Here is a 14,124-nt window from a genome sequence, read left to right as displayed (position 1 = left end):
TGAGGACTGAGGGCTGAGGGGTAGAGATGTCAGGGGTGAGCAGTCAGGGGTGAGAAGTGACTATCGAGAGAATTGCCAACGACCTCGCTGTACTGCGTTGAGTGTGGCAATATATTCCTCCAAGTTAAAAGAAGACTCCGTTTCTCTTTGGGGGAGGGTTTCTTCAATGACAAGCGGCAAACCCAACATCGCCGCAGACGTATTCACTAGACAGTTGCCCAAATTCGTGGCATCGTAGCCACCTTCTAACAACAGCAGGTAATGCCCACCCACAGAAGCGATCGCTTCTGCGACTAAACGGGTTAGGTTGTAGTAAAGTTGGGCACTCAGGCACAAGCCTGCACCAGGATCGTACAGGTAAAGATGATTGATATCATCCAAATGTCCATCAAACCCCGCCGACACAATCACGATGTCGGGTTTAGCCTGGGCAATTAGAGCCGGAATGATAGTTTGGAACAACGCCCAATACTGATCATCTGCTAGCTTCGCGGGTAGCGGCAGGTTAATAATGTTACCTTGTGCGCCAATATCCTCCAGATTGCCGGTTTGCGGGTAAAGCTCTTTACCAAACTGGTGGAGGGAGCAAAAAATGATACGCGGGTCGTCCTGTACGATATCTTGGGTGCCATCTCCGTGATGCAAGTCCCAATCCAAGATTAAAACACGCTCTACACCCTCTTTTTTTAAGCAATACTTGGCTGCGATCGCTGCATTATTAAATAAGCAGAAACCACCCGCTTGTTTGCGTCCGGCGTGGTGTCCAGGCGGACGGTTTAAGCACACAGCGCTTTGAATCTGCCCGGACAAAATGCCCTTGAGGGCGCTAATTCCTGCCCCAGCGGAAATCAAGGCGGTTTTGTAAGAGCCGGGGCTTACATAGGTAGACTCAGCCAAATACCCGCCAGCCGCACTGATTGCCCGGACTTGAGCAATGTATTCCGATGTGTGTACCGCCTGTAAATCCTCTTCCGTTGCTGGTTCAGGCTCAAGAAGAGTCATTTGCTGGCTTAACCCAAAATCTCTTAGCGCTGCCATTGCTGCTGTCAGGCGACTACTGGATTCCGGGTGGGGAACCGGACTAACGACTGGGTAAGGAAACTGAATTTGGTCTAACGTGTAAACTGGGTCGAGCAAATCTTGCCCCGCTACCCGGTGATATAAATTATTTCCTTCGACCCTAATTTGACCAGGATCGTGTATAGCAAAATCAGGCGTATAAATTAGGGCAATTGGCAACATCTTGGTCATTAGTTATTCCTTCTTAGTTATGAGTCCTCAGGTAACAACTAATGACTTTTTATCCATTACCCATTGTCCGAAAATGGCATTTATGGATTTTTTGCAGGACTTGTATCGCTGCTCATTGGCTTGCGCTTCATCAACCTGGGACTCATACCAATCGCTGTGCCAGCAGGAACTGGGTTTATCTTAGTTGGTTTAGGAGGAATTTTTGCTGTACCAACTCTCTATTTCAAAGAAAACCGGCTCTTACGAACTGTTGGAGCCATTGTGTTAATTGTGGCAGCCCTCATTTTTGCGTTTATTGGATTGAGTTCCTACTGGGCACATCTTGCTAACTTCTCGATGTGGCAACCCATGCCAAAGTAATTGCCGTAAAACGACTCCAGTAAACTTACAAGGAGTAATCCGATGATTACATATCGCACCGTTTCGATCGATGGTTTAGATATCTTTTATCGAGAAGCTGGTTCTCGCGATAATCCAACGATTCTGCTGTTGCACGGCTTCCCAACCTCATCTCATATGTTCCGCAATCTGATGCCCGCGCTTAGCGATCGCTTCCATCTCGTTGCTCCCGATTATCCGGGTTTTAGTAACAGTTCGATGCCAACTGTGGATGAGTTTGATTACACGTTCGATCATCTCGCACAGATCGTCGAGAAATTTATCGCTGCGATCGCTCTCAAGAAATATAGCCTTTACTTAATGGATTATGGTGTTCCGATTGGTTATCGGATTGCGGCTAAAGCTCCAGAGCGCGACACCGGGCACTTTGCGCTGGAAGAAGATGGGGATGCGATCGCAAACTACATCCGTCAATTTCTCGCGTCACGGCTTCAACCCATCCCTGCCTAATGAAAACAAAGAAACACTACTTTGATTTTTGTTGATTCTCTTAGGCTATGAAGTAAGCAATGAAAACGATTGAACGAGAAAGATACTCAACGTCAACAAAGTTTTAGAGGGTTTACAGATGAAGATTTTTGTTGCCGGAGCAACAGGAGCAATCGGTCGTCCGCTACTCAACCAATTACTTGCCAGAGGTCACGATGTTATAGCTCTAACCCGCTCCCCGGAAAGGGCACAGTCATTAGTGGCAGAGGGAATAGAGCCTGCGGTTGCGGATGTATTCGACGCTGATTCAGTTAAAGCGGCGATCGCCCGCGCTCAACCGGAAGTGGTGATTGAACAACTCACCGCCCTACCCAGGACTTACAGTCGTGAATCCATGAGTGCAGCAGCGCCTCTGAATACGCGCATTCGGTTAGAAGGGGGTGCCAACGTGCTGGCGGCTGCACAGGCAGCAGGGGTGCGCCGCTACCTGAGACAGTCGGTCGCCTTCTGGGGAATTCCCGGTACTGGATTGGCAGATGAGGAAACACCGTTATCGCTTGATGCCTCCCCCGCCGTTGCCGCCGAGGCTCGCCTCGTAACTGAGATTGAACACTGTTTATTGGAAACATCCAATCTCGAAGGAATTGCTTTACGCTATGGTTTCTTCTACGGACCCGGCACCTGGTTCAACCCCGATGGCGATGTAGCACAACAGGTACGACAGCAACAGTTCCCCATTGTGGGCAATGGCGAAGGTGTTTGGTCGTGGTTACACATTGAGGATGCAGCGATTGCCACAGTTGCAGCCGCAGAGCAGGGCAATCCTGGTGTTTATCTGATTGCGAACGATCGCCCTTTAGCGGTGCGCGAATGGCTCCCAGCGTTTGCTCGATCGCTGAATGCTCCACCACCGCCACAGGTATCAGTTGAGGATGCTCTGAAAAGGGATGGTGGTGCGGATATTGTTTACTACCAGACTCAGATGCGAGGCGTATCGAATGCCAAGGCAAAACGCGAACTGGATTTTCAGCCGCGATCGTTGGAGTGGATCGTTGACAGCGCCGTGGCTGATGCCAGTTAACGTTCTAGCATCCAGATGGCTATCGTAATCAGGAAGAATGAAGGCATCATGACAACTCAAAATGTAACCATTCCAGCCTTTTCAGGCGGCAGTTTTAACGCCTATCTATCAGCACCCGATACTCAGCCTCGTGCAGGGATTGTGCTGATTCAAGAAATTCTTGGGGTCAATCCGAATATGCGACAGACTGCCGATGATTATGCTAAGGCAGGCTATTTGGTACTGGTGCCGGATCTGTATTGGCGACTGGAACCCGATGTGCAACTCGATCCTGGCAAGGAGGAGCATTGGGCTAAAGCCTTTGAGCTACTTCGAGCATTTGATGTGGATAGCGGCGTAGAAGACCTCAAGGCCAGTCTATCTTTTCTGCGGCAGTATCCCAGCAGCACAGGCAAGGTCGGCAGTGTGGGCTTTTGTTTGGGCGGCAAACTGGCATATTTCATGGCAACACGCACCGATGCGGATGCCAACGTCAGTTACTACGGTGTTGAGATTGACAAGAATTTAGCCGAGGCGACAAAGATTCAGAAACCGCTGATATTGCATATAGGTGGAAATGATGAGTATGTGTCTCCAAGCGCTCAAACAACCATTCAGCAAGGACTGAAAGACAACCCTCTGGTCACAATCTATCGCTATGAAGGAGTGAGTCACGGGTTTAGCCGCATGAATAGTTCCGCTTATCGCCAAGAAGCCGCAGAATTAGCACGCGATCGCACGTTGGCGTTTTTAAAACAGCATTTAGGGTAGCGGGACTTAAACGCAAAGCGATTGAGATTTGGCGCACAAACAGCTATCAACTTCAACAAGTGTGAGGTAAAAGATGACAAAAGTTTTAATCGTTTACGCAACTGATTACGGCAATACCCAGAAGATGGCAGAAGCGGTAGCATCTGGTGTGACATCAGTTCCAGGTACTGAAGTGGCGGTAAAGTTTGTTGAGGATGTTACTGAAGATGATGTAATCGCCAGTGATGGTTTACTGAAGAGAGGCTGGAAGCTGCCAAGTATCATGGTGCGAATGTAACACGAGTGGCTGCTGCCTTAGCAGGCAAAGAATTGTTTGCCAAGTAAAAAACTCAGGACTAGCCCTCAGCAGGAAATAATGTCGCCTCGGAAACAATGTTGATGGGACAAGGATTGTTATCTACAATCCTTGTCCCATCAACAAACCCTGCTAAGTTAACTAGCTTGACAGTGCTACTTCAACAGATTGTTTACTGCCAATCAGTAGCTTAGCTAATTTTTCCTTAAGAGCCTCTGCTGATTCTACTGCTGGCATCATCCTAAGCATGAACTGCCAGGGTGGTTATAACATCAATATTTGGCAGAAACATACTTCTGGTGAACTACTCTATCGTGCAACTAATCCCAACGGGAATTTAAGTTTGGGCAGAGGAACTAGCCAAAGGACAGAAGGCGTTTGAGTGTATAAGTTTCGGAATAGAAACTATGAATATTGGGTGTGGGATGGTACGTTAGATAATCCGCAGGCTGGAACTTTAGAGGTGTATAAAAACAACCGGATCTTGATGCAGCGAGCTTGTAGGAAAAGTTGAATCCTAAGAGAGGGTGTTATTCTCTAATGCTCGAATTGCGAACACTATGAGCGAATGATTCAGCCGTTTTTCATCTGAAAATCAGAAGTTGGCAGTCGGATTCCGGTATTTTTGCTTACCTTGGGATGCACTTGCTTCGTCCATACTTTACACCCCATTTACATCTACCGAAAGAGTTCAATCAGGGGATTTTCTCAAGATGATTCACTCGTTCCTGGCTGAGTGGAAAAGCCTGAAGGATATCAAGCCGGAGCGATAGTGAAATACTAGGGCAATGTCTTTATCGCTCACTGGGCTTCAAAACTAAAGGAGGGAGATCCCAATGAGAACGGCTGTCGATTACATGATAGCTTTACGATCTCATGTCTAGTCCTGCCGTTGCACACGCCAGAATCATTAGACCTCATGATTCATGCAGGAGATATAAATATACCGCCAGGTAGAAATATAAGGTTTTCCGACATTTTTAGTGGATGAAACTCTGATTGGTATCTTAAGCTACGAATACAGGGAGCGATGTATGGGGACTTAATAATAAGGATTATTAAGTTTATAAGAATTGATGAAGCTGCTTCTGGTTGAATGTTGGCGACGGTAGGGAAGAATTTTAAAATTATCCCTCCATTTATATACCTAAATTTATAACTACCGAGGTATATTTTTTTCCGCCATATATGCATCGCGCTTCTATTCCCATGCATAGGCGGCAACTACACCTGATTTCATACGGTTGTGCCCACTGCGATCGCTATCAGGGTGGAGATACATTGTTAATTAAGCAAGTACATAAAAGTTTATGCATGGGGAAATGCCACTTCACCCATCGCCTAAACAGCTCGGTAGAGGAAAGTTGCTATGTTTCAACATTTCACAGACAAAGCCGTTAGGGTAATTATGCTATCCCAGGAAGAAGCACGTCGCCTGGGACACAACCTCGTGGGCACCGAGCAACTCCTTTTAGGATTAATTGCAGAAGGCACGGGTGTGGCGGCTAAAGTTCTGATCGATCAAGGCATCACCCTCCAAGCATGCCGGATTGAGGTAGAAAAAATTATTGGTCGGGGGTCTCGCTTTGTACCCTCTGAAATTCCCTTCACCCCTAAGGTGAAGCGTGTTTTCGAGCAAGCCTTTCTGGAAGCAAAGGCTTTCGGACATAACTATGTAGGCCCGGAACACCTGCTGCTGGGGTTAATTCAAGAAGGGGAAGGGGTTGCCGCCAAAGTGCTGCAAAACCTGAACGCTAACCCCGATAACCTCCGTACCGCCGTGATTCGGATGCTGGGAGATGTCACAGCCGTCTCTGCTGGCAGTGGAGAAGAGCGTTCGACATCCGGACGTGGCGATCGCAAAACCGCAACGTTAGATGAGTTCGGCACGAATCTGACCGCACTCGCCGCACAAGGCAAGCTCGATCCGGTCGTCGGTCGCGCCAAAGAAATCGAACGCGCCATCCAGATTTTAGCTCGCCGCACCAAGAGCAACCCGGTGTTGATTGGAGAGCCAGGGGTTGGTAAAACTGCGATCGCAGAAGGTTTAGCTCAGCGGATTGTGAATAAAGACGTTCCTGGCTTCTTGGAAGATAAGCAAGTGATCGGTCTGGATATGGGTTCGCTGATCGCGGGTACTAAATTCCGGGGCGAATTTGAAGAACGCCTCAAGAAAATTGTGGATGAAGTTCGGACATCGGGGAACGTCATTCTGGTCATTGACGAAGTGCATACCCTGATTGGTACGGGGTCAACCGAAGGTGGCATGGATGCCGCGAATATCCTCAAGCCAGCATTAGCGCGAGGCGAGTTGCAGTGCATGGGAATGACCACCCTGGACGAATACCGCAAGCATATTGAGCGAGATGCTGCCTTAGAACGTCGCTTCCAGCCGATTATGGTAGGCGCACCCAGCGTCAGTGAAACCATCGAAATTTTATTTGGTCTGCGCGATCGCTACGAGCAGCACCATAAAGTTAAAATCTCTGATGTTGCTCTGGTTGCAGCCGCCAGCTTGAGCGATCGCTACATCTCAGACCGTTACTTGCCGGATAAAGCAATTGACCTGATTGATGAAGCGGGTTCTCGCGTCCATCTGAGAAACAGCAAGTCTTCTGGGACTGGGCAACTGAAGCGCGAACTGCGTGAAGTGACCAAAGAGAAAGAAGCGGTTGTGAAGGCTCAAGACTTTGATAAAGCGGGACAACTGCGCGATCGCGAGTTGGAACTTGAGGCACAATTGAAGGCGATTTCTGACAATAAAAAGGCAGAAGTCATTAACCCCGAAGATTCCCCAGTGGTTAACGAAGAAGACATCGCTCAAATCGTTGCTTCTTGGACTGGAGTACCCGTCAGCAAACTCACCGAATCCGAATCAGAGTTACTGCTGCACTTAGAAGATACCTTGCACCAGCGTCTCATCGGTCAAGAGGAAGCCGTCACTGCCGCCTCTAAGGCGATTCGCCGCGCTCGTGTTGGTCTAAAAGACCCCAACCGTCCCATCGCCAGCTTTATCTTCTCTGGCCCCACCGGAGTTGGTAAGACGGAACTTGCGAAGTCCTTGGCTGCTTACTTCTTCGGTTCCGAAGAAGCCATGATCCGCCTGGATATGTCGGAATTCATGGAAAGCCACACGGTTTCCAAGCTGATTGGTTCGCCTCCTGGATACGTGGGATACGACGAAGGCGGTCAGTTAACAGAAGCGGTGCGTCGCAAGCCTTACACGGTGGTGCTGTTCGACGAAATCGAAAAAGCCCACCCCGATGTGTTCAATATGATGCTGCAACTCTTGGATGACGGTCGCCTGACCGATGCTCAAGGTCGCACAGTAGACTTCAAGAACACCCTGATAATCATGACTTCCAACGTCGGTTCTAAAGTCATTGAAAAAGGCGGCGGCGGTTTAGGTTTCGAGGTCACTGACAATCAAGCTGAGGCGCAATACAACCACGTTCGCGCTTTGGTGAATGAAGAACTCAAGCAATACTTCCGTCCTGAGTTTCTCAATCGTCTCGACGAGATCATTGTCTTCCGTCAGTTGACGAAGGACGAAGTGAAGCAAATTTCTGTAATCATGCTGCGCGAAATTGCCGAACGCTTAACCGAACAGGGAATTACTTTGGAAGTCAGCGATCGCTTCAAAGAGCGTATCGTAACCGAAGGCTACAGTCCCGCTTACGGTGCAAGACCGTTGCGTCGGGCGATTATGCGACTCTTAGAAGACAACTTGGCTGAAGCCATGCTATCCGGCACCATTCAAGATGGAGACATTGCCATCATTGATGTTGACGATGACGGTCAGATTCAGGTAGTCAAAGCCGAACAGCGTGAGTTACTTCCTGTCGCCTAAGGGCATAAGTTACGCAATTCATTAGCTAAGATTTAGCATTTTCATCCCCTGGCATTTCTGCCAGGGGATTTTTTTGCAACCGCTCGTTTCTGCTCAAAAAAATTGCTGGCGAGATGTAGCAATTAGAGCTAAAACTTTAAAATCCACAGAGGTTGGGGAGTCACAAGCGGGAGTTCCCCTGCTCTTGCGATGTGGCGTTTAAGGAAACCAATCCAACTCTTATAAATATTTGTTGGGTTGACCGATGGTATGGGTTGCTGATAAGCGATACTTTCGGTGGGCTTCGCCAACGCATTCCCATGATGCACAGATGTGAATCCATGCCAAAATTCTATCTAGAATTGCAGGCGATCGCGTTCTGGGAAATTTCAGCAAAAAGGAATTTATATGATTTCCGAGCCAATTTTCTATACCTACATGGATAGCCCTCTGGGACGTATCTTAATCGCGCAAAACTCAGTTGGGCTAGTGGCAATAGACTTTCAAGAAGGACTGGCTGCAAAGTCTCCAGAAGCCACTTGGCATTTCCAAAAGAAGCTAGACGGTGACGCCGTTGAGCAACTTCGGGCATATTTCAATGGCGAATTGTATCAATTTACGCTACCACTTGCCCCCAAAGGTACAGTGTTTCAACAACAGGTTTGGAAAGCACTCCAAGCCATACCTTATGGTCAAACTTTATCTTATGGAGAACTGGCGAGAAAAATAGGATTGCCAACAGCAGCGCGTGCTGTCGGAGCAGCCAACGGTAAAAATCCTCTGTGTATTATTGTGCCTTGCCACCGTGTTATCGGCAGCAACGGTACACTTACAGGTTTTAGAGGTGGAGTCCGTCTTAAAGAAGGTTTACTGTCACTTGAACGCAGACATAGCGCAAAATCTAGCCTGCAATTGACAATGGCTTTGAGCAACAGTTAAAGACGCGATCGCATTTTTTTCTGTTTCTGGAAGACGTTTTTTGATGCTGTCTTTAATGATGCGATCGCTCAAGTGCGAATCAGCATATTATTGACGGTTGCTTCATCGGTTAATGGGAAAATGAAGCAATCGCGCATATTCTAAATACTGTTTTAACAGTTCTAGTAACTGTTCAGGTAGCATGGTGATGCAATTTTACACCTAACTGCGATCGCGAATTATCATCCTTTTGCTTTCAAAGTCGATGTCTTTCACGCGCCGTATCACAGATGCGATTGAGCTAGACCGTTATGCTGCTTAGTCCTCAGTGAGGGCGCAAGTTTGAAGTTGTCTGTGAGGGGCGATCGCTCATTTAGCGGTTGGATGGCTAAAATTTTTTTAGTCAACCCTTATCCCAAGTCTTCCTGTACAAAACTTTCATGAGTTCCATAAAAACCTTACGGATATTACAGACTCGATAGGGTAAAACCGAGATAGTGATTTTTAAAGTTCTGGAGTTTAGGGATGTCAAGCGATCGCCTGCGCCAAGTTGAGGAAAATTTGCAACTCCTGCGGGAGCAACAAGGGTCTGTGGAACGGGAATCCTTACTAACAACAGGTATACATAAAATCCAGGCAGAACAGCGATTGCGATTAGATATCAAGCCTAAGCTCATTCAGTTTGAAACGGAATATTGGCAGATTTTGGCAAATGAGTCAGAGACAATCGCAATCGCAGAGCCAGCACCAGAAGTAGTAGTTGCCGAGATTATTGAACGGGCGGGACAATTGCAAACTAGCCAGCAGTATCCCGATGAGGTACTGGAATGGCTACAGAAAATTTATGCCGAAGTTAGCAAACCTGGAACAACTGCGGCGGCTAAGTTAAAGGGGGCGCTGTCCCTATTACCGCCGTTTGTCAGTCTATCCTACGAGTACGAGAAAGAGTTGGATGCAGACTTTTTGCAAAAGCATTTCCCGACGTTTACAAAGTGGTCTAAAGCATTAGTAAAAAAGTCGTAGCCCTCGATCTCCAAACAGGTCGAGGGGAAGCTACAAAAGTAAACACTCCGCAGAATCTTCCATATAGTGGTGTAACTGAGTTTGTTGGGCGGCAAGAGGCGCTGACAATGCTGCACGAACAATTACAGCAGAATCAGCGTGTGGCAATTTATGCGATCGCTGGGATGGGTGGAATTGGAAAAACCGAACTAGCGTTGCAGTATGCACTGAAGCACTTAAATGAAAACACTTATTTGGGTGGAGTATGTTGGTTACGAGCGCAGCAAGATGTAGGGACACAGATTGTAGATTTTGCGATTACCAATTTGGGACTGAAAATACCGGAGGAGTTGAAGCTACCACAGCAGGTGACTTGGTGTTGGCAGCACTGGCGAGAAGGCTTGGTGCTGATAGTTTATGACGATGTGCAGAAATATGAAGATATTCAGCCCTATCTTCCTCCTGTAGATCGACGCTTCAAAGTGTTGCTGACAACACGCTTAGATTTACCATCTCCAGTGCAAAAATTGACGCTAGAGGTGTTAACAGAAAAAGCATCTTTAGAGCTGTTACGCTCCATTGTCACAGATGGGCGAATAGATCGCGAATTAAAGGTAGCAAAAGACATCTGCGAATGGCTTGGCTATTTACCTCTAGGATTAGAACTAGCAGGACAATATCTAGCTTGTAGAAAAGATTTATCTCTAACAAAGTTATGGGAAAGATTACAAGCGAAGCGTCTAGAAGCACAGGCACTGATTAAAGTAGTGTCAGGAATGACAGCACAACTAGGCATAGCAGCCGCGTTTGAACTCAGTTGGCAGATGTTAGATACGAGGGCAAAACAAGTGGCAGGCTTGCTAGGATTGTTTGCCTCCGCACCAATTCCGTGGAATTTGGTGCAGAACTGTTTGTCAGACTGGGATGAAGAAGACCTGGAAAACGTGCAGTATGAGCAGTTGCTAGGATTGCACTTACTCCAAGGAGTGAGTGAGGGAACCTATCAATTGCATTCGCTGATTCGAGAGTTTTTCCGGGCAAAGCTTGAACAGTCAGAACAGCCAGATCAATTCAAACGAGTTTTTGCAACAACATTAGCAACAATATCGGGGCAGCTACCATACAAAGCACATCGAGATGCAATTATTGCTTTTGAACCAAATGTCCCGCACTTGAAGGAAGTAGCGAATAACTTCATTGGTTATCTGAGCGATCAACACTGTTGTAAGCCTTTAACTGCTTTAGGACGTTACTACAGAGATCAAGGGCAATATGATTCAGCAGTACCTTGGCTTACGCAACGAGTAGAGATTTGTGAAAATCGGCTTGGTTCTGAACATCCGTCTACCGCTGCTTACTATTCTAATTTGGGGCTACTTTTTATTGACAGAGGGGAGTATTACCAAGCTGAGAAACTATTTAAAAAAGCTCTAGAAATTCATGAACATCAATCAAACCAAAATGTCCATGATTTTGCTAATTGTCTTGATGGCTTATCAGGGGTATATGAAAAGATTGGAAATCTCGATGAAGCTGAACTTTATTGTAAAAAATCCCTAGATTTAAAGTTTAAATTAGTGTGTTCAAACGTAGACAATAGTAAATTATTTAATGGAGATATAACAATATTAGCTGATTACGCATCAGGTTTAGCTGGATTTGCTAAAATTTTGAATTTGATAGGCAATAATGAGAAAGCAATAGAATCTTGTTTAGAAAGTAAAAGAATTTTGGAAATGATTGAAAACATTACAGGAAAAATTCATCCATATAAACCTGATTGTCTTGAGGTGCTAGGGCTTATTCTCTATGATGATGATCGCTATGAAGAGGCTGAAAGCTTGCATAGAGAAGTTTTAAAAATAAGAACAGAGATACTTGTAACTGGACACTCATGTATAGCATTCAGTCTTAATAATTTGGCTTCAGCTCTTGAAAAACAAGGAAAAGATGTTGAAGCTGAGAAGCTATACTTAGAATCATTAGATATAAAAAAAATAAGTCTGCCAGAAGGACATCCTTCTGTAGCCACAACTCTAAGAAATTTGGCTAGGCTTTATGCTAAACAACAAAAATATGATGAAGCAAGCTCCTACTCTATCAGAGCTTCAATCGGTGCCTCTAGAAAAGAACGTTTAGATATAGCAACTTATCTATTTTATTTAGCTAGATTTTATTGGGAACAACAGAAGGAATATAGTAAAGCTGAACCCCTCTACAAACAGGCACTAGAAATCAGACAGCAAGAACTAGGAGACAATCACGATGATGTAGCGGTCTGTTTAAACAATTTAGCATCTATCTACCAGCATCTAGAAAGATATGAGGATGCTCAAGATTGCTACCTAAGAAGTTTCGAGATTTTGCGCCAGTTAGGGAGTAGCTATACATCTGATGCAGCAATTATCCTCAATAATTTAGCTGGACTTTATGGAAGGGGTGCTGAACTTTATGGACAGGTAGAGTTATATGCTGAGGCCGAAAATTACTACAGTTATGCTTTACAAATACTAATTGATTGTCTAGGTCATAACGATCCTAAAACTTTGCAGGTTTGGGGAAATTTTAATGCCTTTTTGCGTGATGTAATCGAAAGAGGTCAAACAGCACATTTATCCAATAGTCCTGCTACACAACAGCTTATTCAAAACATTAATCGAGCAAGCGAAGAATATCGCGACTAAGAAGTTATAGATCAAAAAGAGCAAAACGGCACTCAAGGTTTAGGATTCGTAGGGGTATATGTCTTGTCTCACCTCAACATAGATGCAAGGACTAGCGACAAATAACAAGCAAAGATTATGCTCAAAACTACTGATTTATGCTTCTGACAGAGTTACAACAATGGTTGGTTCACCTGCTATCAGAATTCCTTCTCACTTAACAGTGACCAATGAGCAATTTCTTCAATTGGTAAAGCTAAATCCCGAACGTTCTCTATCCGAATTGAAGATTTCAGAAGATATATTTATAAGACAATACTGCAATGATTTTTGGCTGGAAGTGCTGCAAGTGGCTGTGGGGCAGAATGCTTGTCGAGCATTTGCTTCGTCGCTATACTGTAGATACTCTGTAGATACGTACTTGAATAAGGGCAGAGTATAGAGAGCGGTTTCGCTAGATGGAGATTCAGACTATGGCTGCGACTGTTGCAAAGTGGGGAAACAGTCTTGCTGTTCGGATTCCACAGAATTTAGCCAAGGAGATCCAGTTAGCTGAAGGGGCTGAGATAGATATTAGTGTGGTAGATGGAACTCTAGTTATCAAGCCCAGAAATCGAAAGCGTTACTCGCTTGATGAGCTTATTGAGGGAATTACACCGGAGAATCTTCACACTGAAATTGATAGTGGAATCGCTGTAGGGAATGAAGTTTGGTAGCACAAGCAAATCTGTATATTCCAAGCCGAGGAGATATCGTTTACTTGGACTTCGATCCGACAAAGGGGCACGAACAGAGGGGTCATAGACCAGCTTTTGTAATCTCGCCTCTTGTTTATAACGAGAAAAGCTCCCTGGCTTTGTTCATGCCTATCACAAAACAACAAAAAGGATATCCTTTTGAAGTTCTCTTGCCATCTGGATTGAAGATTCAGGGGGTTATTCTTGCAGATCAGATTAAGTGTTTAGACTGGAAAGCTCGTGGTGTTCAATTTGTCGAGTCTGTGCCAGAAAGTCTGATTGAGGAAGTACAAGCAAAAATTGAGCCACTTTTGCTATAACTAATCAATAAATAGCTTGACAAATTGAAATCTCTGGCCCCAGTCAGAGTTTAGATTCAACTACTTAATCAAACAAGCCATCTACCTTTTGACGAAAGGCAATCAAGGCATGATTGCTCGAAAACTCCTTTAGGTCTTCTAACAATTGGTCTGATATCTCTTTTGACACAATGGTTTTGACTTCAATGTTGGTGTTATAGCCAGCGATATCTCCCATACGTTTACCGTGACTACCAGCGCCCTTGGCTGGAATAATAGTGTAGCCAGAAGCACCCAATCCGCTGAGCAGCTTAACTAGGCGATCTTGCAATACCGTTTCGCAAATGATCGTGACGAGATAGCCCTGGCTGTGAGAAATGGTCATAAAAATTTTGGGAACAGTTGTGTCCCCATTATTTCACAGAGCAGTTGCAGGCTAGAGGAAGGCATCTGAAAATCTACTTAAGGGCT

Annotated in this window: 13 protein-coding genes and 1 pseudogene; 11 read left to right on the top strand and 3 right to left on the bottom strand. The window is 45.6% G+C overall.

The window, feature by feature from the left end; all coding sequences use genetic code 11:
- Positions 1–60: 60 nt before the first annotated feature.
- Positions 61–1,251, bottom strand: coding sequence for a histone deacetylase (locus NC996_RS21180; RefSeq protein ID WP_190684228.1), 1,191 nt, complete (start codon positions 1,249–1,251; stop codon positions 61–63).
- A gap of 63 nt (positions 1,252–1,314) precedes the next feature.
- Here NC996_RS21180 and NC996_RS21175 point away from each other — a divergent pair, with 63 nt between their 5' ends.
- The 6 genes and pseudogenes from NC996_RS21175 (at position 1,315) to NC996_RS21150 (ending at position 8,055) form a co-directional block, all read left to right on the top strand.
- The gene (locus NC996_RS21175) at positions 1,315–1,611 is read left to right on the top strand and encodes a DUF981 family protein (RefSeq protein ID WP_199300670.1); all 297 of its coding nucleotides are present in this window, start codon (positions 1,315–1,317) and stop codon (positions 1,609–1,611) included.
- A gap of 42 nt (positions 1,612–1,653) precedes the next feature.
- A pseudogene (locus NC996_RS21170) lies at positions 1,654–2,004 on the top strand (alpha/beta fold hydrolase); the annotation flags it as partial.
- Between the two features lie 214 nt (positions 2,005–2,218).
- Complete coding sequence (locus NC996_RS21165) at positions 2,219–3,160, top strand: NAD(P)-dependent oxidoreductase (RefSeq protein ID WP_190684223.1); 942 nt, start codon at positions 2,219–2,221, stop codon at positions 3,158–3,160.
- A 48-nt stretch (positions 3,161–3,208) separates the two neighbouring features.
- Positions 3,209–3,910: a dienelactone hydrolase family protein gene (locus NC996_RS21160; RefSeq protein WP_190416111.1), complete on the top strand. Its 702-nt coding sequence runs from the start codon at positions 3,209–3,211 to the stop codon at positions 3,908–3,910.
- A 73-nt stretch (positions 3,911–3,983) separates the two neighbouring features.
- Complete coding sequence (locus NC996_RS21155; RefSeq protein ID WP_190416112.1) at positions 3,984–4,187, top strand: flavodoxin domain-containing protein; 204 nt, start codon at positions 3,984–3,986, stop codon at positions 4,185–4,187.
- Positions 4,188–5,574: 1,387 nt separating this feature from the next.
- Positions 5,575–8,055, top strand: a complete 2,481-nt coding sequence (locus NC996_RS21150; protein ID WP_190684220.1) for an ATP-dependent Clp protease ATP-binding subunit — start codon at positions 5,575–5,577, stop codon at positions 8,053–8,055.
- 219 nt (positions 8,056–8,274) lie between these two features.
- On the opposite strand, the gene NC996_RS21145 is transcribed toward NC996_RS21150, so the two are convergent.
- Positions 8,275–8,430, bottom strand: a complete 156-nt coding sequence (locus NC996_RS21145; protein WP_190684217.1) for a hypothetical protein — start codon at positions 8,428–8,430, stop codon at positions 8,275–8,277.
- A gap of 12 nt (positions 8,431–8,442) precedes the next feature.
- Between NC996_RS21145 and NC996_RS21140 the strand changes: the two genes are divergently transcribed.
- The 5 genes from NC996_RS21140 to mazF all read left to right on the top strand — a co-directional run bounded on the left by NC996_RS21140 (position 8,443) and on the right by mazF (position 13,674).
- Positions 8,443–8,973, top strand: coding sequence for a methylated-DNA--[protein]-cysteine S-methyltransferase (locus NC996_RS21140; protein ID WP_277879730.1), 531 nt, complete (start codon positions 8,443–8,445; stop codon positions 8,971–8,973).
- Between the two features lie 504 nt (positions 8,974–9,477).
- Positions 9,478–9,975, top strand: coding sequence for a hypothetical protein (locus NC996_RS21135; protein WP_190684214.1), 498 nt, complete (start codon positions 9,478–9,480; stop codon positions 9,973–9,975).
- 107 nt (positions 9,976–10,082) lie between these two features.
- On the top strand, positions 10,083–12,638 hold the full coding sequence (locus NC996_RS21130) for a tetratricopeptide repeat protein (protein WP_190684211.1): 2,556 nt from the start codon (positions 10,083–10,085) through the stop codon (positions 12,636–12,638).
- 452 nt (positions 12,639–13,090) lie between these two features.
- Complete coding sequence (locus tag NC996_RS21125) at positions 13,091–13,333, top strand: AbrB/MazE/SpoVT family DNA-binding domain-containing protein (RefSeq protein WP_190439501.1); 243 nt, start codon at positions 13,091–13,093, stop codon at positions 13,331–13,333.
- Complete coding sequence (gene mazF / locus NC996_RS21120) at positions 13,327–13,674, top strand: endoribonuclease MazF (protein WP_190439508.1); 348 nt, start codon at positions 13,327–13,329, stop codon at positions 13,672–13,674. Before NC996_RS21125 ends, mazF begins: the two co-directional genes overlap by 7 nt.
- Positions 13,675–13,738: 64 nt before the next feature.
- Here the strand turns inward: mazF and NC996_RS21115 are convergent, their stop codons facing one another.
- The gene (locus NC996_RS21115; RefSeq protein WP_190416119.1) at positions 13,739–14,038 is read right to left on the bottom strand and encodes a hypothetical protein; all 300 of its coding nucleotides are present in this window, start codon (positions 14,036–14,038) and stop codon (positions 13,739–13,741) included.
- Between the last annotated feature and the right edge of the window lie 86 nt (positions 14,039–14,124).

The sequence above is a fragment of the Trichocoleus sp. ST-U2 genome (assembly GCF_039961875.1).
Taxonomy (GTDB): Bacteria; Cyanobacteriota; Cyanobacteriia; order Cyanobacteriales; family FACHB-T130; genus FACHB-T130.
This window is presented reverse-complemented; position numbering and strand designations above follow the sequence as displayed.